Source organism: Tenacibaculum discolor, from assembly GCF_003664185.1.
GTDB classification, from domain to species: domain Bacteria; phylum Bacteroidota; class Bacteroidia; order Flavobacteriales; family Flavobacteriaceae; genus Polaribacter; species Polaribacter discolor.
In genome coordinates this window covers 146,039-165,915 of sequence record NZ_RCCS01000008.1, presented here as the reverse complement: position 1 = coordinate 165,915, position 19,877 = coordinate 146,039, and the positions used below count along the sequence as shown (strand labels likewise).

21 protein-coding genes are annotated in these 19,877 nt (G+C 31.5%); 2 read left to right on the top strand and 19 right to left on the bottom strand.

The window, feature by feature from the left end; genetic code table 11:
• Nucleotides 1-18: 18 nt before the first annotated feature.
• The gene (locus C8N27_RS11315) at nucleotides 19-978 is read right to left on the bottom strand and encodes a Gfo/Idh/MocA family protein (RefSeq protein ID WP_028892569.1); all 960 of its coding nucleotides are present in this window, start codon (nucleotides 976-978) and stop codon (nucleotides 19-21) included.
• A gap of 219 nt (nucleotides 979-1,197) precedes the next feature.
• On the opposite strand from C8N27_RS11315, the gene C8N27_RS11310 reads away from it, so the two are divergent.
• Nucleotides 1,198-1,839, top strand: coding sequence for a protein-L-isoaspartate(D-aspartate) O-methyltransferase (locus tag C8N27_RS11310; protein ID WP_099216089.1), 642 nt, complete (start codon nucleotides 1,198-1,200; stop codon nucleotides 1,837-1,839).
• Here the strand turns inward: C8N27_RS11310 and C8N27_RS11305 are convergent.
• The 13 genes from C8N27_RS11305 to C8N27_RS11250 form a co-directional block, all read right to left on the bottom strand.
• On the bottom strand, nucleotides 1,836-2,561 hold the full coding sequence (locus C8N27_RS11305) for a hypothetical protein (RefSeq protein WP_121147460.1): 726 nt from the start codon (nucleotides 2,559-2,561) through the stop codon (nucleotides 1,836-1,838). The genes C8N27_RS11310 and C8N27_RS11305 overlap by 4 nt on opposite strands.
• Before the next feature lie 70 nt (nucleotides 2,562-2,631).
• Entirely contained in the window at nucleotides 2,632-2,805 is a 174-nt protein-coding gene (locus C8N27_RS15945) for a hypothetical protein (protein ID WP_167444751.1), read from the bottom strand.
• An 18-nt stretch (nucleotides 2,806-2,823) separates the two neighbouring features.
• Complete coding sequence (locus C8N27_RS11300) at nucleotides 2,824-3,684, bottom strand: substrate-binding domain-containing protein (protein ID WP_121147459.1); 861 nt, start codon at nucleotides 3,682-3,684, stop codon at nucleotides 2,824-2,826.
• A complete protein-coding gene (locus C8N27_RS11295) occupies nucleotides 3,685-4,554 on the bottom strand; it encodes a nucleoside phosphorylase (RefSeq protein ID WP_121147458.1) in 870 nt (289 codons plus the stop codon). It lies immediately after the preceding gene.
• Nucleotides 4,555-5,499: a DUF1835 domain-containing protein gene (locus C8N27_RS11290; protein WP_121147457.1), complete on the bottom strand. Its 945-nt coding sequence runs from the start codon at nucleotides 5,497-5,499 to the stop codon at nucleotides 4,555-4,557.
• A 148-nt stretch (nucleotides 5,500-5,647) separates the two neighbouring features.
• Complete coding sequence (locus tag C8N27_RS11285) at nucleotides 5,648-5,971, bottom strand: translation initiation factor (protein WP_099216085.1); 324 nt, start codon at nucleotides 5,969-5,971, stop codon at nucleotides 5,648-5,650.
• A gap of 5 nt (nucleotides 5,972-5,976) precedes the next feature.
• The gene (locus C8N27_RS11280) at nucleotides 5,977-6,924 is read right to left on the bottom strand and encodes an isopenicillin N synthase family dioxygenase (protein WP_073183641.1); all 948 of its coding nucleotides are present in this window, start codon (nucleotides 6,922-6,924) and stop codon (nucleotides 5,977-5,979) included.
• A gap of 60 nt (nucleotides 6,925-6,984) precedes the next feature.
• Nucleotides 6,985-7,710: a DUF6048 family protein gene (locus C8N27_RS11275; RefSeq protein ID WP_047789011.1), complete on the bottom strand. Its 726-nt coding sequence runs from the start codon at nucleotides 7,708-7,710 to the stop codon at nucleotides 6,985-6,987.
• Complete coding sequence (locus C8N27_RS11270) at nucleotides 7,691-8,167, bottom strand: DUF6452 family protein (protein ID WP_121147456.1); 477 nt, start codon at nucleotides 8,165-8,167, stop codon at nucleotides 7,691-7,693. Before C8N27_RS11270 ends, C8N27_RS11275 begins: the two co-directional genes overlap by 20 nt.
• A 24-nt stretch (nucleotides 8,168-8,191) precedes the next feature.
• The gene (locus C8N27_RS11265; protein WP_099216083.1) at nucleotides 8,192-8,554 is read right to left on the bottom strand and encodes a four helix bundle protein; all 363 of its coding nucleotides are present in this window, start codon (nucleotides 8,552-8,554) and stop codon (nucleotides 8,192-8,194) included.
• Between the two features lie 44 nt (nucleotides 8,555-8,598).
• On the bottom strand, nucleotides 8,599-10,050 hold the full coding sequence (gene rlmD / locus C8N27_RS11260; RefSeq protein WP_121147455.1) for a 23S rRNA (uracil(1939)-C(5))-methyltransferase RlmD: 1,452 nt from the start codon (nucleotides 10,048-10,050) through the stop codon (nucleotides 8,599-8,601).
• Nucleotides 10,051-10,157: 107 nt separating this feature from the next.
• On the bottom strand, nucleotides 10,158-10,853 hold the full coding sequence (locus C8N27_RS11255) for a YiaD family glycine zipper/OmpA-like lipoprotein (RefSeq protein WP_099216081.1): 696 nt from the start codon (nucleotides 10,851-10,853) through the stop codon (nucleotides 10,158-10,160).
• 14 nt (nucleotides 10,854-10,867) lie between these two features.
• Nucleotides 10,868-11,344, bottom strand: a complete 477-nt coding sequence (locus C8N27_RS11250) for a lipocalin family protein (RefSeq protein WP_099216129.1) — start codon at nucleotides 11,342-11,344, stop codon at nucleotides 10,868-10,870.
• Nucleotides 11,345-11,593: 249 nt separating this feature from the next.
• Between C8N27_RS11250 and rocD the strand changes: the two genes are divergently transcribed.
• Nucleotides 11,594-12,838, top strand: a complete 1,245-nt coding sequence (gene rocD, locus C8N27_RS11245; RefSeq protein WP_121147454.1) for an ornithine--oxo-acid transaminase — start codon at nucleotides 11,594-11,596, stop codon at nucleotides 12,836-12,838.
• A 276-nt stretch (nucleotides 12,839-13,114) separates the two neighbouring features.
• On the opposite strand, the gene C8N27_RS11240 is transcribed toward rocD, so the two are convergent.
• The 5 genes from C8N27_RS11240 to C8N27_RS11220 all read right to left on the bottom strand — a co-directional run bounded on the left by C8N27_RS11240 (nucleotide 13,115) and on the right by C8N27_RS11220 (nucleotide 19,707).
• The gene (locus C8N27_RS11240) at nucleotides 13,115-16,090 is read right to left on the bottom strand and encodes a DEAD/DEAH box helicase (RefSeq protein ID WP_121147453.1); all 2,976 of its coding nucleotides are present in this window, start codon (nucleotides 16,088-16,090) and stop codon (nucleotides 13,115-13,117) included.
• A gap of 175 nt (nucleotides 16,091-16,265) precedes the next feature.
• A complete protein-coding gene (locus C8N27_RS11235) occupies nucleotides 16,266-16,922 on the bottom strand; it encodes an IS1 family transposase (RefSeq protein ID WP_121147452.1) in 657 nt (218 codons plus the stop codon).
• Between the two features lie 334 nt (nucleotides 16,923-17,256).
• On the bottom strand, nucleotides 17,257-17,322 hold the full coding sequence (locus tag C8N27_RS16200; protein ID WP_147431732.1) for a DUF1508 domain-containing protein: 66 nt from the start codon (nucleotides 17,320-17,322) through the stop codon (nucleotides 17,257-17,259).
• Nucleotides 17,323-17,329: 7 nt separating this feature from the next.
• Nucleotides 17,330-17,935: an SMI1/KNR4 family protein gene (locus C8N27_RS11225; RefSeq protein WP_121147450.1), complete on the bottom strand. Its 606-nt coding sequence runs from the start codon at nucleotides 17,933-17,935 to the stop codon at nucleotides 17,330-17,332.
• Nucleotides 17,936-17,946: 11 nt separating this feature from the next.
• The gene (locus C8N27_RS11220) at nucleotides 17,947-19,707 is read right to left on the bottom strand and encodes an RHS repeat-associated core domain-containing protein (RefSeq protein ID WP_121147449.1); all 1,761 of its coding nucleotides are present in this window, start codon (nucleotides 19,705-19,707) and stop codon (nucleotides 17,947-17,949) included.
• Nucleotides 19,708-19,877 lie beyond the last annotated feature (170 nt).

Here is a 19,877-nt window from a genome sequence, read left to right as displayed (position 1 = left end):
TTACTTATTTACTTTATTCTAAAAACAGTCTATAATCTGATGTGCTACACGTAAAGCTTCAGTACCTTGACGTAACGAAACAATAGGAGTAGTGTTATTCTTAATAGCATCTGCAAACGACTCTAATTCATCTAAAATAGCGTTGTTGGCAACTACTTCAGGATTATCGTAATAAATTTGCTTTTTAACTCCCTCAGCATTCTGCAAAATCATAGCAAACTCATCAGGTTTTTCTGGCACATCTTTCATTCTAACAACTTCAGATTGCTTTTCTAAAAAGTTTACAGAGATATAAGCGTCTCTTTGGAAAAAACGACTTTTACGCATGTTTTTCATTGAAATTCTACTTGCTGTTAGGTTTGCAACACAACCGTTTTCAAATTCAATACGTGCATTGGCAATATCAGGAGTTTCTGAAATAACTGATACTCCACTTGCATGCACATTCTTTACTTTTGAATTTACCACAGATAAAATAATGTCAATATCATGAATCATTAAATCTAAAACAACAGGAACATCTGTTCCTCGAGGGTTAAATTCAGCTAAACGATGTGTTTCAATAAACATTGGTGTGTCAATCAAGTCTTTTACAGCCATAAAAGCAGGGTTAAAACGCTCTACATGTCCAACTTGACCACGAACATGATGTTGACTAGCTAAAGTTCTTATAGCTTCTGCTTCTAATACTGTATTAGTAATAGGCTTTTCAATAAAAATATGCTTCCCTTTTTCAATGGCTTGTTTAGCACAATCAAAGTGAGAAAGAGTAGGAGTAACAATATCAACTACTTCAACAGCATCAATTAATGCTTCTACTGAATCGAATAATTTATAGCCAAACTCATCAGCTACTTTTTGTGCGTTTTCTGTAAAAGGGTCATAAAACCCTACTAATTCGTATTTTTCTGATTGTTGTAACAAACGCAAATGGATTTTTCCTAAGTGACCTGCGCCTAAAACTCCAGCTTTTAACATAAGTGAAAGATTATTAGTTATTTGATTGGTTTGTTGAAAAAGAAATGATTTCCACAAAAAATCAACGCAAACAAAGATACACTTTTATACAGATTTATTACTACTTTTATCCTGCCGAAATTTTATAATTAGTGAGCCCCATAAAGGGTATTTTAAATAAGAAATTATAGGTTTTATAGTAATTTAGCTAGTAATACCTATTGGTAGATTAATGTAAGAATGAAGGATACAACCAAACATCAAGGACTTAGAAATCAATTAGCAAACGTTTTAGAAGCAAAAGGAATTAATGATGAAAAAGTGTTAAAGGCTATTAGAAAAATTCCAAGACATTTGTTTATGGATAGTAGTTTTGAAGCACATGCTTATCAAGATAAAGCATTCCCTATTGCTGCTGAACAAACAATATCTCAGCCTTATACTGTGGCATTTCAATCACAAGTATTAGAAATAAAACCAGGCGATAAAGTATTAGAAATAGGAACAGGATCTGGTTATCAAACAGCGGTATTGTTAGAGTTGGATGCAGAGGTGTATTCAATAGAACGACAACATGAGCTGTTTAAAAAAACTTCGATGTTTTTACCAAAGTTAGGTTATAAACCTAAACGATTTATTTTTGGTGATGGTTATAAAGGGTTGCCAGAAGAAGCTCCTTTTGATAAAATTATTGTTACAGCTGGAGCACCATATGTACCTAAAGCATTGTTAGGACAGATTAAAGTAGGAGGTAGGTTGTTGATTCCTGTGGGAGATAAAGAGCAAGTAATGACATTGTTTATTAGAAAGTCGCCAAAAGAATTTGAAAAGCATGAACTAGGTGGTTTTAGATTTGTGCCTATGCTAAAAAAGAAGAATTAATTATTTATTTGTTTAAAAACTTGACTATTTTCTTTGATTAATTGTTCAATCATTTTAGAATAAGGCAACTTAAAAAAATTAGATTTTACATAATATAAATTCTGATGAGTAAAAGAGAAAACAGGTAAATAAAGTTGTACATTTATACTATCTTGTTTTGTAAGGTCTTCTCTAGGAAAAACTTTAAAAGTGTTTTTTCTACCATCAATAACCATTAAAGGTTTATCATAAATCAAATCATTAATAGTGTCACTTTTTTCATTGTATTGATGATATGCTCCTATGCAAAAATATTCTAATAATTTTTCTTCAGTTATTTTAGAAGAGAAACTTTCTAAGGGAGTTATTGAAAATGTTCCCGCTCCAGTTCCACAATCTAATCCATAATGATACTCATTTTCATATTTTGGAAATTTAGTTTTTAGCCTATAGTGTGAAGAAAAAACAGAGTCATTAACAGGGAATAAAGCATTCCAACGATACGTCCACACTAAAAAAGGTCTTATTGATTTGTTTTTAAAGTTTATTTGTAAAACCTTCCTTTGTCTACTGACTTGTATGTTTAGTGCATCTGATTTTTTCTCTATACTACTTATTTCTGGATTATATAATTTATTAATTAATGGAGCGGAATAATAACCTCTTAAAAGGTATAAATCAGTTAAGAATAAAACAATAATAAAAACTAAGAGTCTCGTAGCAAATTTTATCAACTTTTTCATATTTTTAAAAGTAACAAAAAAATCCGCCTAAAAAAGCGGATTTATTGAATTTGAATAAAGAAACATCAACTTATTCAGCGATTGCTACTTCAGTTGCATCTGCAACTACTATCTCTTGTTGTTGATGTTGTTTTTGTTTGTTTTGATTAGTTTTTGCTAATCCACAAGGACTAGTACTTCCGCAAGAAGAAAAACCTAATAAACTAACAGTACAAATTGCAATAAATACTACTTTTTTCATCATTATTCCGTTTTATAAAAATCAAATATACATATTTCTGATTAAGTCACCAGAATTTTCCTTCTTTTCAATAACGTTAAACTCTACCATTTTATTTTGTATGTCCGAAATTAAATTTTCAGAAATAGCTTCACCGTCATTCCATTCAGTAATAGATAACCATTCTTGAATATCTTCTATTTGTTGTTCATACCTGTTAGAAAGAACTTCATCAATATTATCAAAATCTTTAAAGTTTTTAGTACAATTATTAATTATATCGTGTACTTTTTTTACTTCTTCAAAATGATTTTCTAATACTTCATCACGAACAGCAATAACAAAACAAGGCCATGGAGTAGGGCAATTACCAACTCTTCTAAAAGTACCATTGTCTACCAATGGTTTGGTGGTAAAGTGTTCCCACATAAAATAGTCTGCTTCTCCATTAGTTAAAGCATCAATTCCTCCTTGCAAATCTCCAACTACTTTAAATTGTAATTTATTAATGTCCCAACCATTGTTATGAGCATTTACAATTGCCATAAGTTGAGAACCTGAACCAAAGCGACTAATAGCTACAGTTGCGTGTTCTAAATCGTCAATAGTTTTAAATTTAGAATTGGCAGCTACATGGATTCCCCAAACAAGCGGGCTTTTTACAAAGGTTTGTGTAATTTTTGACGGATTTCCGTTAATAATATCCTTTATAATTCCTTCAGTAAGTACTAAGGCAATATCAACTTCACCAGAGCGTAAAGCTTTCGCCATAGCTCCTGTACCTCCAGGATAATCTTTCCAGCGTAAGTTTATTCCTTCTTTGGTGTATTCTTTATTTTTTAAAGTGATGTACCATGGATAATTAAAATGTTCTGGAACACCACCTATTTTTAATTTTAGCATTTATTTAACTAATTTCTCAAGAGTGTATACAATCAAATCATTTACTACTTTGTATGGATCTTCACTAAACGTTCCGTTTGCTCTATTAGCAATAATAGCGTTCATTGAAGAAGCATTGTGTCCTAGTAATTTAGCTAATCCGTAAATAGCAGAAGTTTCCATTTCTAGGTTGGTAATTCGATTGTTGTTGTAGTTAAAACTATCAATCTTTTTATTTAAATCAGGGTCTTGTAGAGGTAAACGTAAAACACGTCCTTGAGGACCATAAAATCCACCAGCAGTAGCAGTTATACCTTTGTATACTTTGTCAGATATTAACTTATCTTCTAAAGCTTTTCCGTTAGAAACAATTAATGGGTACGATTTTTTTGTACTCCAGCTGGTATGTTTTATAAAAGCTTCTTCAATATCAGGGTGTGAAATTTTATCTACTTGATATGATTGAAGCATTCCGTTTAAATCTAATCCATGAGAGCTTAATAAAAAGCTATCAACAGGAATGTCTGCATGCAAAGAACCCGAAGTTCCAATTCTGGTAATATTTAACTGTGTATGCTTTTCTTTAGCTTGACGTGTGTTTAAGTCGATATTAACTAACGCATCTAACTCGTTTAAAACAATATCAATATTATCAGGACCTATTCCTGTAGAAATTACAGAAATCCTTTTTCCTTTATAGGTACCAGTAGTGGTTTTAAATTCTCTTTTTTGGGTGCTAAACTCTATGGTATCAAAGTGTTTGGTAACTTTATCGACGCGATATTGGTCTCCAACAAAAATGATATCGGTAGCAATATGTTCAGGTCTTAAATTCAAATGGTAAATACTACCATCTGGATTTAAGATGAGCTCAGAATGTTGTATACTCATTTACGATGTTATTTTTAACAGCTTATCAGTAGAGTTTACATAGAGATAGCTGTATTTTTTTGCGCCACCAAGATACGAAAAATCAGAACGAATCTTTGCATAATAATTAGTTTGGTTTTGCAATACTTTCTTTCCTGTTTTACTAAGTTTTACAGGATCAAAAGAGGTAAATAGCTTTTTAAGGCTTTCAAGCTTGTTAACGTATTGAATGTCACCAAATCCGTAGTTTTCTTGGTGAGTTAAAAGATTAGCTACGAATTCATTTTGGTTGGCAAAAGTATGTTCGTTAGCTATTTTTAATATGTTATTTTCAATATGGTTTAATCCATTTTCAATAGAAGGAAAACGAAGTAAATGTGCTTTTATGGCACTTTCTAAATATACAAATGGTGATTCTGGATTGAATTTATGCGCATTTTCAAGAGGTAACGGACTATCTGAACAATACAATTGCCAAATGTAGTCTGCGTACTCAATATCGTCTTGAGAGAGCTCTATTTTATTATTAAAATGCTCTATTAATTGGTCATCAGATAATTCACCTAAACCATATAGTTTTTTAGAGTTATCTATTTTACCACTAGTAACCAAAGATATTTTGTGGTTTTTACGATATCTTTTTAGCCAGCTTATTACCGCTAACATGTTTACTTGACAAAACAAATCGTATTCAAACCATAAAACAATCTCATCTTGTTGTTTTTGATTACAAAGGTTACGGTACTCTTTAAGGGTATAATCTATAAACTTCTTCTTAGTAACTTTATACGTAGTTTTTAAAAAGTCAAAACGAGTTTTCCAGAAGTCTTCACTACCTACGTCTACAGATGTTTTTCCTTCACATAACATTTCACGCCATGTAATAATATCACCTTCAATGTTTAATTTTTGAAGCCTTTGAGTTGTGACGTCTCCATTAGTTATGTGTAATAAAGAATGTTTCATGATTTCTAGGGAATTTGTTGATTTCTTTATTTATATAATAATAAACGATTTATTTTATACGTTATTATTTATTGGTTGGTATTTAACACTTTACAAAAGTTGTAAATATAAAAAAAATGTCGAAGATTCAATTCTTCGACATTTTTACTTATCCACCAACGCGTTTTACGTTGAATCCTTTATCTTTAAGAAGTTGCATTATAGTATCTCTATAATCTCCTTGAATTATGATTTTATCGTCTTTAAAACTACCGCCAACACTTAGCTTAGTTTTAATTTCTTTAGCAAGTTTTTTAAAATCTTGAGTAGCTCCATTGTAACCATCTATAATGGTAACTGGTTTCCCTTTTCGTTTTTCATACTTGCAAAGAATAGGTTCTTCTTGTAACCAGATATCAGGTTTTTTTTCTACAGGTTTTTCTTCAAACTGATGTTCTGGAAATAAATTTTTTAATTGATCTTGTAAATCCATTAGATTTATTTTTTCAATCCTAATTCGCGTAAACGCTCATCTAAAAACTCACCCGCAGTAATATCTTCAAACTGCTTAGGGTTGTTTTCATCAATACAGTTTTCTAAAACATCTAGTTTCATATCAGAAACAGGGTGCATAAAAAATGGAATTGAATAACGAGATGTTCCCCATAATTCTTTAGGAGGGTTGGTTACACGGTGAATTGTTGATTTTAACTTGTTGTTACTATGACGTGATAACATATCACCTACATTAATCATTAATTCATCATCTTCCGCTATAGCATCAATCCATTCTCCTTTATGGTTTTGTACTTGTAATCCTTTTCCTTGTGCTCCCATTAACAAAGTAATTAAGTTAATATCTCCATGAGCAGCAGCTCTTACAGCTCCTTTAGGTTCAGTAGTAATAGGAGGGTAGTGAATTGGACGTAAAATACTATTTCCGTTTTTAATATAGTTATCAAAATACGTTTCTTCCAAGCCTAAGTGTAATGCTAACGAACGTAACACGTATTTAGCTGTTTTTTCTAACATTTGGTATGCTTCTTTACCTACTTTGTTAAATTCAGGTAATTCTTCAACCTCTACATTTTCTGGGTATTCTTTAGCATACTTTGAATCTGCATCAACATACTGACCAAAGTGCCAAAACTCTTTTAAATCTCCTTCTTTTTTTCCTTTAGCACTTTCTTTACCAAAAGAAACATATCCTCTTTGACCACCAATACCTGGAATTTCATATTTTTCTTTTACATCTGTAGGTAAATCAAAAAACTTCTTGATTTCAGCATATAAGTTGTCTACTAATTCATCGTCTAAAAAGTGCCCTTTTAATGCTACAAATCCTATATTCTCATAAGCGTCACCAATTTCATTGATGAATTTTTGTTTTCTTTCAGCATCGTCTGATAAAAAATCTGCTAAGTTTACGCTTGGAATTTTATTCATTGTTAATAAGTTTTATTATTCAGGCAGTAAAGTTAGTAAAATCAAGCGTATGCTGATAATTTATTTATTAACAAAAGGGATTAAGTACGATATTGTATAATTGAATCCGAATCCTGTACTACTTTCAAAAACACGATTAAAACCTGGTGTGTATAGTGTTTTAAAACCTTTTTGATCGTCAACACTTAACATAATTTTATATGAAAAGCTAAAACCTATAAACAGGTTTTTAAAAGTTTCTGCCTTTATACCTAGTTGTAATTCAGTCCAATGAGCGGTAAGTCCGTCATCAGACATAGGTGTTGTAACTGGGTTTGAGGGAAAATAAGGAGGTAAGTTTTCGGTACCCGAAGAAACATTAGGTTGGTAGCTATTTAAGGTATGGTCAAATATGGCAAAACCATAACGCATACCAACATAAATTTCGTTATTCATGTCTAACCAATTCTCATAAGCATTGTAATTTGCTCCAAGTCTAATATAACTTCCTTTTGAACTAGAAGACGAAAAATCTTCATAGGTAGTTTCATCTTCAAAACCTAGCTCTGTAGCGATATACCATTTTTTAGATACTCTATAATCACCCACTAATTCTAGACCACTATAACTTTTGTCAATAATAGCAAGACCAGGTTTACTAATGTCTAATCCGATACGTAAGCCATATCCTGTTTTATATGTAACGGTATCTTTTTTTTCTTTGGTTTCTTCTTTAGATGTATTTATTTGTGAGTATCCGTTCACAAATACAAAAACGAAACATAAACTAATGAAATACTTGTACATGGGCGCTAGCTTGATTGTCAATTAAAGGAACTTCTGTAGTTGATAAACTGTTTATCCAACCTGTATTACTTAAAGTTACATTTTCATAAATAATTCTGAAACCACATGAGCGAGAAACAAAATCTTTTTCAGGGTTATACTCAATAGTAAGCGTAGCGGTTTTATTGTTAGCTATATTACCATCTACATCATTCATTTTTAATGTGTAGACTGTTTTCTGAGATAAACTGTTTAAAGGAATAGCAATACTATCTGTTGTTCTATTGGTAAAGAGACTATCAGTTTTACCTTCTGCAATTACAGATAAGCGTTCTACACTTTTTAAATCATTCGTATTATCGATATCGTAAAAACGAAGCACTAAATTGGGTGTTACTGGGTTTTGTGTACAGAAATCATCTTTTTCACAGGCTGTTAAACCTACTAGAAGTATGAATAGAGCAATGTATTTTTTCATATAACTGTTTATCTGTTTAGTTGTTTATGCGTTAAGTTGATATTTTCTTAGTGCGTTTAACATATTAGTTATCTTTTCTAGCTTTTTTCTGACTAAAATATAATCTTTTTCAGAAACATAATTTAGTTCTTTTGATATTATGAGCTGATTTAACACTTCCATTGCTGAACTATAAGAAATAGTAATAAAATGAGCTTTATCTTTATTACTTTTTCGTGCTGTACCTTCTGCTAAGTTAGAGGCTATTGAAATAGTAGCTCTTCTTAGTTGTGATGTTAATCCAAAATTTTCATTTGCAGGAAAGCTATCAGTTAAACTATATATATTTTTAGTTAGTGAAATACTTTCTTTCCAAACTTCTAATTTTTCAAAAGAATAAATTTTCATAGCAAATAAACTTTTAAACAATTAAACGCATCAACTTAACTATGTTATTTTTCAAATAAAACCACCGTTTCTATGTGTGATGTATGTGGAAATTGATCTACTAAACTAATCTTTTTTAATTGGTATCCGTTGTTTATCAATTCCTCCGTGTCACGAGCTTGTGTTGCTGGGTTACAAGATACATAAACCATTCTATCAGCGTTTAAGTTTATGATTTTCTTAAGCGTTTTTGGTGCAATTCCTGCACGAGCTGGATCTAAAATAATGGTTCTTATTTTGTTTTTATATTGTGGGTGTTCATTTAAGAACTTTCCTACATCAGCTGCATAAAATTGTAAACCTTCAATATTGTTTCGATCTGCATTCTTCTTAGCATCTTCAATAGCAGAGGCTACAATATCTACACCAACAATTTTAGTGTTATTCGACTTTGAAGCAATAATTTGCCCAATGGTTCCAGTACCACAGAATAAATCCATCACTACGGTATTGTCAATTGCATCTTTGTTTTCTAACGCATAATCAACTACTTTGGTATATAGTTTTTCGGCAGATTTAGGATTGGTTTGGAAGAAGCTTTTCATGCTAATTTCAAAATTCAACCCTAATAACTCTTCTACAATTTTATCTTTTCCGTATACCAATTTAACGCTTCCTGAAGTAGCAATAGTTCTATCACCAGTTTCGTCGTTAATAGTGTGTAATAAACCAGCCACTCTATCACCAAATAACTCTACTAGATAGTTGGCGAATTTATCTAAATCAAATTTTGATAAATCGTGAGAAGTGGTTACTAAGTTGAATAACAATTCGTTGGTTTTGTATGATTTTCTTACCACAAAATACCTAAAGAAACCTTCTTTTTTAGGTCCGTGCCAAGGCGCTAAACCAGTTTTTTCACAATACTCTCTAATGTTTTTGATGTTATCTTCAACTTGTTTGTCAAATAAACCAGAATCTTTTTCAAGGTTATCACCCATCCACCAAACACCACGACGTTTAAAACCTAATGTAAACTCATCTATATCGGTTTTATTTTTACGGTCATAACCAATGGCAGAAAAACCATATTCCATTTTATTGCGGTAGTGAAATACATTCGGAGAAGCAATAAACTCATCAAATAGGTCTTCAATATTTTCAACTTTACCAATACGTTTAAATAAAGATAAAGTACTTTCTTGCTTGTATTTGTGTTGTAAATCTATAGGTAATTGAATATAAGGTGCTCCAGGAATATCTTGATATGGAACAGATACTTCATCATCAGAATGTTTTAAAACATCAATTAACTTACACTCTGCATACTTCTTTTTTGATTTATCTACACGTGCTTTTACTAATTGTCCTGGTAAAGTGTTAGGAACAAAAACTACAAAAACACCTTCTTCTGAACGTATTCTTCCAATTCCTTTTCCGCCGAAGGCATAGTCTTCAATTAAAATTTCAATGACTTGTCCTCTTTTTACAAACTTATTTCGCTCTCTTCTTGGCATTCTATACTATGATTTATGGTGTGCAAAATTAGGAAAAGATATGGTTTGAAGATAAAAAAAAGACTACTCATTTAGAGTAGTCTTTAATCTTTGTTGTGAAGGCTTTTTTATTGACCTGCTTCTTTTTTAGCTTCTTTTATCATTTGTTCGTTTGCAACAATAGCAAACTCAACACGTCTGTTTTTACTTCTTCCTTCAGCAGTATCGTTAGTAGCAATAGGATCTTTAACACCTAGTCCTTTAGTTTCAAAACGACTGTTGTTTAATCCTTTACCAGCTAAGTAGTTTCTTACTGAATTAGCTCTTTTTTCTGAAAGTTTTTGGTTATAATCAACAGCACCAGTACTATCTGTATAACCGTAAATTACAATATTTGTGTTTTCATAATCTTTAAATACAGGTACTAATTTATCTAAGTTGGCCTGCGCTGTAGCTGTTAAAGTAGCTTTATTAGTAGCAAAACGAACAGCATTTTCTCCTAAAGTAAGTTTAATACCTTCACCAACTCTTTCTACTTCTGCACCTGGTAAAGCTTCTTCAATTTCACGAGCTTGCTTATCCATTTGGTTACCAATTACACCACCAGCAACACCACCTACAACACCACCTAAAATGGCACCTAGTTCAGAGTTGTTTTTGCTTCCTACATTGTTACCTATTACAGCACCTATTACAGCACCAGCAGCAGTACCAATAGCAGCACCTTTTTGAGTGTTGTTAGCGTTTTGTATAGATTTACAAGAGGTAAAAATTGTGCCAGCTAAAAATAAAATTGATAAACTATAAATGATTGATTTTTTCATAATATTCTTATTAATTATTGTCTTTGAAATGAATATGTAATGTCTTTTACTTGCCCTGCAACGTTAACTTGATCTATTAAATCAAAACTAGTTTCGGTAACGTTACGTAACCTTAAAATATATCCAGCATTAACGTCTTTAGCTTTGTGATTATTAATAATCTTTAATACAAAGTTTCCATCTTTATTAACATACCATGTAATAGGAGAGCTAAAGTCTTTACAATCTGTACTTGGATTATTTAAGCTCATTTCTCCTTTGTTGTTGTTTGAAACAAAACTCCAGTTACTACCAATAAAGCAGTTAGAGTCTTCTAAATTAAATGAGTTTACTTTTAGGTAGTTTGAACCTGGAAAGTTTACAGCAGTAATAGTCCAGTTACCTTTTAGCATTCGTTCAGTTTTATTGTCAAGTTTAGTGTTAGTTACAGATGTAGATTTACACCCAATTACAGCTATTGAAAGCAGTAATAAAAATAAGATTTTTTTCATAAAATGATATTTAGTTAATTTCTTTAAAGATAAAAAAAACTGATTAACTATGGTTTTATTGTAAACCATAAAAAAAGTTATGTTGTTTGTATTTTTAGACCCTTCAAAGTCTATGAAAGTCACTTAAATTTAATAATTTTGTAGCTAGGGATGATTTCTTTCCCACGCTGAATTTTCGAAACTTCTTTTTCGAAAGGATAAAGGTAGATAAGGAATGGTTATTTTATAAATTTTAAAAAATTAAGAAAAATGGCTGTTTTAGACCAATTAACTTCGCAACAAGCGATTGACTTAGAAAACAAATACGGAGCACATAACTACCATCCATTACCAGTAGTATTGAGTAAAGGAGAAGGAGTATATGTATGGGATGTTGAAGGAAAAAAATATTATGATTTTTTATCAGCTTACTCTGCAGTAAACCAAGGACATTGCCATCCAAAAATTGTTGGAGCAATGGTAAACCAAGCACAAACATTAACGTTAACTTCTCGTGCTTTTTATAACGATATGTTAGGAAAGTATGAAAAATTTGCAACAGAATACTTTGGTTTTGATAAATTATTACCAATGAATACGGGTGCTGAAGCTGTAGAAACTGCTTTAAAAATCTGTAGAAAATGGGCGTATGAAGTAAAAGGAATTGATGAAAACGAAGCACAAATTATTGTTTGTAAGAATAATTTCCACGGAAGAACGACTACAATTATTTCTTTTTCAAACGATCCTGTAGCACGTAAAAACTTTGGTCCGTTTACTGAAGGGTTTATTAAAATTGAATACGATAATTTACAAGCTTTAGAAGAAGCATTAGAAAACAACAATAATATTGCTGGTTTCATGGCTGAACCTATTCAAGGAGAAGCTGGGGTATATGTGCCTTCTGAAGGATATTTAGCAGCAGCTAAAGCGTTATGTGAAAAGCATAATGTATTATTTATTGCTGATGAAGTACAAACAGGTATTGCACGTACAGGTCAGTTATTAGCAGTAAACCACGAAGATGTTCAACCAGATATTTTAATTTTAGGTAAAGCTTTAAGTGGAGGAGCTTATCCAGTATCTGCAGTATTAGCAAACGATGACATTATGAATGTTATTAAACCTGGTAACCACGGTTCTACTTTCGGAGGAAACCCTGTTGCTGCAGCGGTAGCTATTGCAGCTTTAGAGGTGGTTAAAGATGAAAAGTTAGCTGAAAATGCTGAGCGTTTAGGTAAAATATTTAGAGAAGAGTTAGCTGAGTTTGCTAAAGAAAACGAATTAGTAACGTTAGTACGTGGTAAAGGATTGTTAAATGCTGTTGTAATTAACGATACCGAAGAAAGTGAAACAGCTTGGAATATCTGTTTAAAATTACGTGACAACGGATTGTTAGCAAAACCAACACACGGAAACATTATCCGTTTTGCACCACCATTAGTAATGAACGAAGAACAATTAAGAGACTGTATTAATATTATTAAGAAGACTATTACTGAGTTTAAAAAATAAGTTTACAGTCTGTATATATTAAAAAAAGGAACGATTATATCGTTCCTTTTTTTGTTGTTATTTATTAGTTTTTAATTACTAAAATATGAAACTAACATTTTTCTAAATGTTATTAAAAATGTTTAATAGCAAGTTAGGTGCTTTCCTGTACACTTTTTAAATTGGTGATTTTTTTGGTGTACAAGTACTGTACACTATTTTTTTTATCAAAATTTTTAGTGTACAACAGTTGTACATTTTTTTAGTTGTAATTTTTTTTGGTGTACAAAAACATAATTAGTTTGCCATTTCATAAATATTTAGGTGTCTTTTTAAGATTCCAGAAGGCGTATTTTTGGTTTCATCAAAAATTCGGGTATCACCAAAAAGAATAAAACTTTCTTTGGCTCTAGAAACCGCTACATTTAGCATATTAGGCTTGTTGTCTTTTTCAAAAAACAAGGTTCCTTCATCATCATTAGAATATACAGAACTGAACAAAATAATATTTCGTTCTGCTCCCTGTAACGCATGTACGGTACCTAGTTTTATATCGCTTACTTTATAACCTGCATCGGTTAAAGCTTTAGATAATTCTCCTTTTTGACTTGCGAAAGGGGTAATGATTCCTAAAACAGGTTCAATGGCTTCTACATTGTAGGCTTCTTGAATGGTTTCTTTGTTTTGCTGTAACCAAGAAATTATGGCTTTTACTTCACTAATGTTTTGACGACTGTTGTATTTACGTTCACTAACGCCTTCAATATGATATGCCATCATTGATGGAAAAGCTTGGTTTTCTTTCGCCTTCCCTTTCATAGGTTTTAAAATTCCATCGTACGCCAATTCGTTACAAAAACTAATAATTTCATCATTACATCGTCTGTGCTCTAACAAAACCAATCCTTGTTCTTTTTTTGCGGGTAGGGGAGTTTCAAATTCACAGGCATTTTGAGCCATTTTCATAATGCTTCCGCTAGAAGCTAAAAAACCTAACTCATCTAAATGTGTGTCATTCTGATTTTCAATAATATCAAGACTTGTTAAGTTTCCTTGGTCAATTTTTTTAGGAATAGACCAAATAGGTTCTATTTGTTTTAAATCACCTATTACAAAGGCTTTTTGAGTTAATGAAAATACAGGGATACTTACTTCTGGAGTAACCTGACCTGCTTCATCAATAATTAACAAATCTAAAAAGTTGTATAGCGGTAAGTATTCAAAAATAGGTTTTCCGTTTTCGTTTTCTCCTTGAAATTGACTGTATAAAAAGTGACTTGGAGCTGTATAAAAGGTAGCGACAAAGCACGGAGTAAGCATAGCTCTTCGTTTCCATTTTGCTTTGATAGCGTATTCTCCTGTCCCTTTTTCGGTATTTTCCTCCAACATTTCTCTGGTTTCTAGTAACCAACGAGCTTCCCAGTAATGGGTTGCTAATAAAAATGCTTTATGACGTAAATCAATATCTAATTCATCATAAAAGAAACGTTGTGTTGCATCGTTAGAGTTTATTTTTTCATATTCGTATGCCCACATTTGTTCTTCTGAGACAAAAGGAAATCCTTTAATGTTGTTTTCATACTTCCAATTTTTTAGGCTTAAATGCGATTGCAATAACAGGTTTACATTATTTGTACATTCTTTTATGTATGCAGCAGCTTTTTTAGCATCTAATAATGTTTCTGCTGTAGTCTTAAAAATATGTTCAGCATTTCTTGTTTCAAAATTAGCTTCGTCAATAAAATAGTGTTTTACTTTATCAATAAAATCAGTGTCTTTTGTAGCTGTTTTTAAATCGTTTAAAACAGTTCTCCATTCTTGTAGTTTGGAGATTTTAAACGTACTTTTTTCGATGAAATCTTCTTCGTGTACGAGTATGCTGTTAATATAGTTTACCGCATTAATATAGTTTCTAGAATAGTCAACACCATCTGCTAAAATATTTTGAATCCCAATAATTTCTTCTTGTAGATGATTGCAAACATCGTCAAGTGAATTTGTTTGGGTATTAAAGTAATTACAGTAATTGGTTAAGAAATAGTACTCAGCTTCTGAAATGTATTTTTCGTTTTCTAGATTACATAAGGTTCCTTCATGACCAAATAGGTTTCCTTTTAAATAATTGATATTGGCCAGTTTTTTCTCACTTTTTGAACTGGAAGGAAGATAGGTAGCATATCCGTTAAAATCAGGAATCCAACGGTTGGCTAATTCTTCCATAGTGCTTTCAGAATTGATAAAACTATCAATAATATTGGTTACTGCTTGGTTGTTGTTTGAACAAGCTAAGATTATAGGAGCTTCTTCACCGTTAATAGCGGCTTTTACAAATTCGGTAGCAACTAAACTTTGTAAAAGTGTAGTTTTTCCTGTTCCTGGAGGTCCGTTTACAGCGGTAACTGCATTTTCTTCTGCTACTAAATAAGATAGTAATGTTTTACGTTGACTAACAGAAAGTGGAAATTTATTTGACATTTGCCCTAAATGCAAATGGTTATACACTAAAAATCCGTTATCGGTAATGGCTTCTTGTCGTTCTCTAGTATATGGGTTGATGATTTTAGAGAGTACGGGTAATTCATTCGTATTTTTAAGTAGGTTTTCATACAGAAATAAAATACTTTTTGCTGTAGAAATTTTAGAACTTAAAGCAAAGTAAGTAAGCTCATATTGCGTGGTATAGCGTTCTACTTGATAACGGTATAGGTTGCTAAAAGTTATCGCAGAAAATACTTCGTTAATATAGTTCCAGTATTCATCCCAAGGTACAGAATCTTCACTGTTTTCAAAATCAGGAGAAGCTAATTCTTTAGCATCTAAAACGGTATCGATAGAAGAAAAGATAAAATCGTTCTTTACATCTGCCATTGGGGTTAGATAGTTGCGAACAATTAAAGGAAAGCCATCTTTTGGAGCTGATAATTGCCCTGAACGATTTACAATAGCACTAATCCAAAAAGGATGAATAGTGCGTTGTTTGAATTTAGTGTTGTCGGTTTGATAAACTAAATGAAAGGGGGCAATTAATATTTTAGTTTCTTCTACTTTATGCCACTTAGGATTGTCTTTTTTAGTAATTCCTTTTAATCGATTAATTCTACGTTCTTCAACATCTAACAGTTGACTTGCTTGTTTAGAATTGATGAGCGCATTGCTTAAATCGGATGATTTTTGATAAAAAAGGTTTTTTATTTTACTAATGTCGATAGCTAAGTTTTCACTATCAGATAAGCTGTTTTTATAATATTGTAACCAGTTTTTTTCGTCGTTCATAGTTGTTCTCGTGCCCTTGAAATGTAATTTTTTCCTGTAAGAAAGGGTGCGAAAATACTATATTCAGCGTCTGTAAAAAGGGTTTTTATTTGCTTTTTATTAACGAAAAAATAGGAGAGAGGATAGTGGGTTTGTTTTCAGTAAATTAAAGGGTGTGATATGTTAAAAACACATTTTAAGTCCAGAAATAGATTTTTAAATGTGCTTCTAAATATTTTTGATTTCTTGTAAAGCAAATCGTTTTTCTACTTAACCGTTTCATATGTGTTCTTAAATTCAAATTCATTCGCTCAATTCTGTTCGTGCAATACTGAAATTGTTTATGAATTTTTTTGGGAATTAAACTTGGATAAATATTCAATTTATCGGTGTAAATTTTACTCGGTTGAAGTAAGAGAACTTTATTAATTAAAGGTTTTATTGTTTCTTTTGATTTTCTACCCACATAGAAGTCTATAATACTTTTTGTTTCTCTTTCTAACACATAGGTTATCCAAGTAACATTTTTCTTGTTACCAATAAAACTCCACATTTCATCAATTTCAAATTTGCACCCAAAGGTATTAAAGTATGGAATCTTAACCTTTTTACTTACTTTTAGAATTCTTGATAAAACAGTTTTACTAGAAATGTTCAGTATTCGACTAATACTTCTGACTCCACAACCTTCTTTAAGTAATTTTTTTATGAAATCATTTGTTTCTGTTTTGTATGCTTGATATCTATAATCTGATTGAAAATATTTCTTGCAATTTTTACAGTAAAACCGCTGCTTATTATTTTGTAACCCTTTTCTAATAGAATTGGAAGAATTACACTTTGTACAATTCATAGCTTTTTTTAGGTGCTAATTTACTACATGAAGCGGGAAGAAACTTAGATTTAATAGTTTCTAATGAATATTTACTATTTCAAATGACAAAAGATGCCGTCCTTTTTAGAACGGCATCTTTATTTAACTTATTGATTTTTAAATAAAATAAAACCTTATTTTTAATAAGTACTATTTTACTACACTACCTACCGTTCATTTTAGAACGGTATCTTTATTTAATCTCTTGATTTTTAAATAAAATCAAACCTTATTTTCAATAAGCACTATTTTACTACACTACCGATGAACCTAAGTCCATCTTCTTGCTTGTTTTAATTATGTTACTTCACTACTAAGAATTATCTTCTACAGTAGCATTTGGTGCATTGTTTTTAACAGAAGCTATACCATTTTCCATCGCATCATTACTTGATGTCAATTTTTATAGGCGTTCCATCTGGTAAATTAACTATCTGTTTTGCTATAGATGAATTATACTCTATATTTTCTTCAAAATCTTTTAAAATAAAATTACTTGTTTCATAGTCACCTCCTAATACAAATGGATATTTAGCCCCTAAACGCTTACCTAATGCTAAGCTAATTTTATCCTCTTTAGGTAAATCAAGTAAAAAATCTTTCCCCGTATAATATGACAAATCATTATTAATTTCTTTTATCCAGCTTTTAAAATCTTTACAAATAATTTCATAATCTGAAGTTTCAATATTAAAATAAGCTACACCTTCATTATGAAACCCATAAATATTACCTAAAATATCTTCAGCAAAAAAGATAATACCTTTCGTTAACTCACCATAAAAACGGCTATATAAACTATTTAAATATATTATATCATGGTAATTATGGTTCTTGCTTTCTCCAAATATATGTAGGGAATTCCCATAAAAATATCCACCATTATGAATTTTCAAAAAACTCATATACTCTTTATCTTCACCATAAATAATTTCACTTTCAAATTTTTCTGGTATAAAATCTAGCTCTTTGTTTTTTTCTAAATGTTTCATTATCTAAATGTTTAATTCTCGTTAATAGGAATTATTCTAACCTGTGTTCCATTTTTAACTCCTCTTAATTGATGTCCAATTGATGAACCAGCCCCTCTATTATCAGAGCTATTTATTAACTTAACACTAGCAGCTTGTCCTGTGTTAATTACAGCTGGAGGAGCTTCATCTCTATCCATCCCTTTCTTCGTTTTTGTTCCTTTTAAATGAGCTCTTCTTCTTTTTGATGCTCCCGCTCTATCAACAACACCTACATTTGGCTTTCCAGCATTCATAGCTTCTCTTAAGTGAGTTGCAGATTGAGGGTGTTTCTTTGCGTCTATTGTAATTGTTTTTACTTTAGGCCCAGATAATTTCCCTTTAGACTTAGCTGGGGTAACAACTGAAGCAACTGCTGCTGTAGCAGTATAAGCTAATCCTCCAGCAGCTTGCATATCGCCATTTTTAGCAGCTTGTACTGTGGTATTCATAGCCGCCATATCACCAGCACCTTCAACATTAAGGTTTATAGCTGCACTTTTATAATCTCCATCCATTGCTTGAGCTATACCTGTTGCTGTCCTATTTGCATAATCTTCAGAGTCAGTTTGTGTATCTGATAAACTTTCTACACCAGCACTCATCCAACCAACATAAAGCTGAGAAACTGAGCTCCCCTTGGTTGCATCACCTAAATAATTTAATGCAGCTCTAGCAAACTTCTTCCACCCTGGAGGTAATGGAAACTCTCCATTTTTCTCTTCATAGAAAATAGGATTATTTGCTGCGTAAATATAAGGAGATTGATTACTGTAAACATCAGCTTTAGGGTCAATTGATGTAAATAAAGCAGTAGAAGGGTCATACATTCTCGCTCCATACTCATATAAATTTAACCCTAATGATTGTTCAAATTCCTTGCCATTAAATTTAAACTTCTGAGCCACAGAATTCCCAATAGAAGAAACATTACCATTATACCCCTTATGTTTTAAACCAAAAGGATAAAAATGATTTTCCTCTATTATTTCTGAACTAGTACCTGAAGTTTGTATAATACCATCATTGTTATTATCTGTATAGGATAATCTAACATTTCCTAAGTGGTCTTTGTATTGGTATACATACTTAAACCCTGTATTATCTTTCTTTACATACCCTTCTTCAGTCGGAAAATATTGTAACTCATCATTTTCATAAGTATACCCATTGTCATAATCTAAGGTAGTAATATTGCCATTGTCATTAATAACTTTTCTTAGTTTAGTACCTATTGCATCGTATGTATAGTTTATCTTTTGACTATCGGAGTTGTTAACCTTTATTTCTAAAGGTAAGTTTAAATGATTATAGGTGATTGAGGTAATATTTTTATTTAAGTCCTTAATCATATTACCATTGGCATCGTAATCATAATCATTACCTACCTTATTACCGTCTTTAAACCCGTAATTATTATTACCTCCATCAGTAACATAATTTAACCTATTTCCATTGCCATACCAGTACACTAACTTATCCATATCGGTAAATGTAGCACTGTTTTGCCAACCATTTCGGTTTAAGCTTTGGATATTACCATTCTTGTCGTAAGTGATTCCTGATACGTTATAATTTCCGCCTGCATCGCCTGTGGCTGCTGTAATTCTGTTCAGTGCATCATAGCTATATTTATATCCTCTAGTACTAGTATCTACGTTTAACGTATTCCAAGAAGTTTCGCTTATATTCCCGTTAAACAGCGGCGTAGCACCATTTTGCGGCTTGTTGTAGTTGATAGTAAAGTTAAACAAGTTACAGCGTTTTTTTTCTCCGCATACCCTTTTTTCATAGACTACATATACAATTTTTATAAAAAGAACGTCCCGCCTGCATTATCGTAGACCAAAGATAATTTTTTGCCAACTACCTTACAACTAAACTTTAACATTTCTTTTGTGAGTTTAGCACCGTTTTTGAAGTT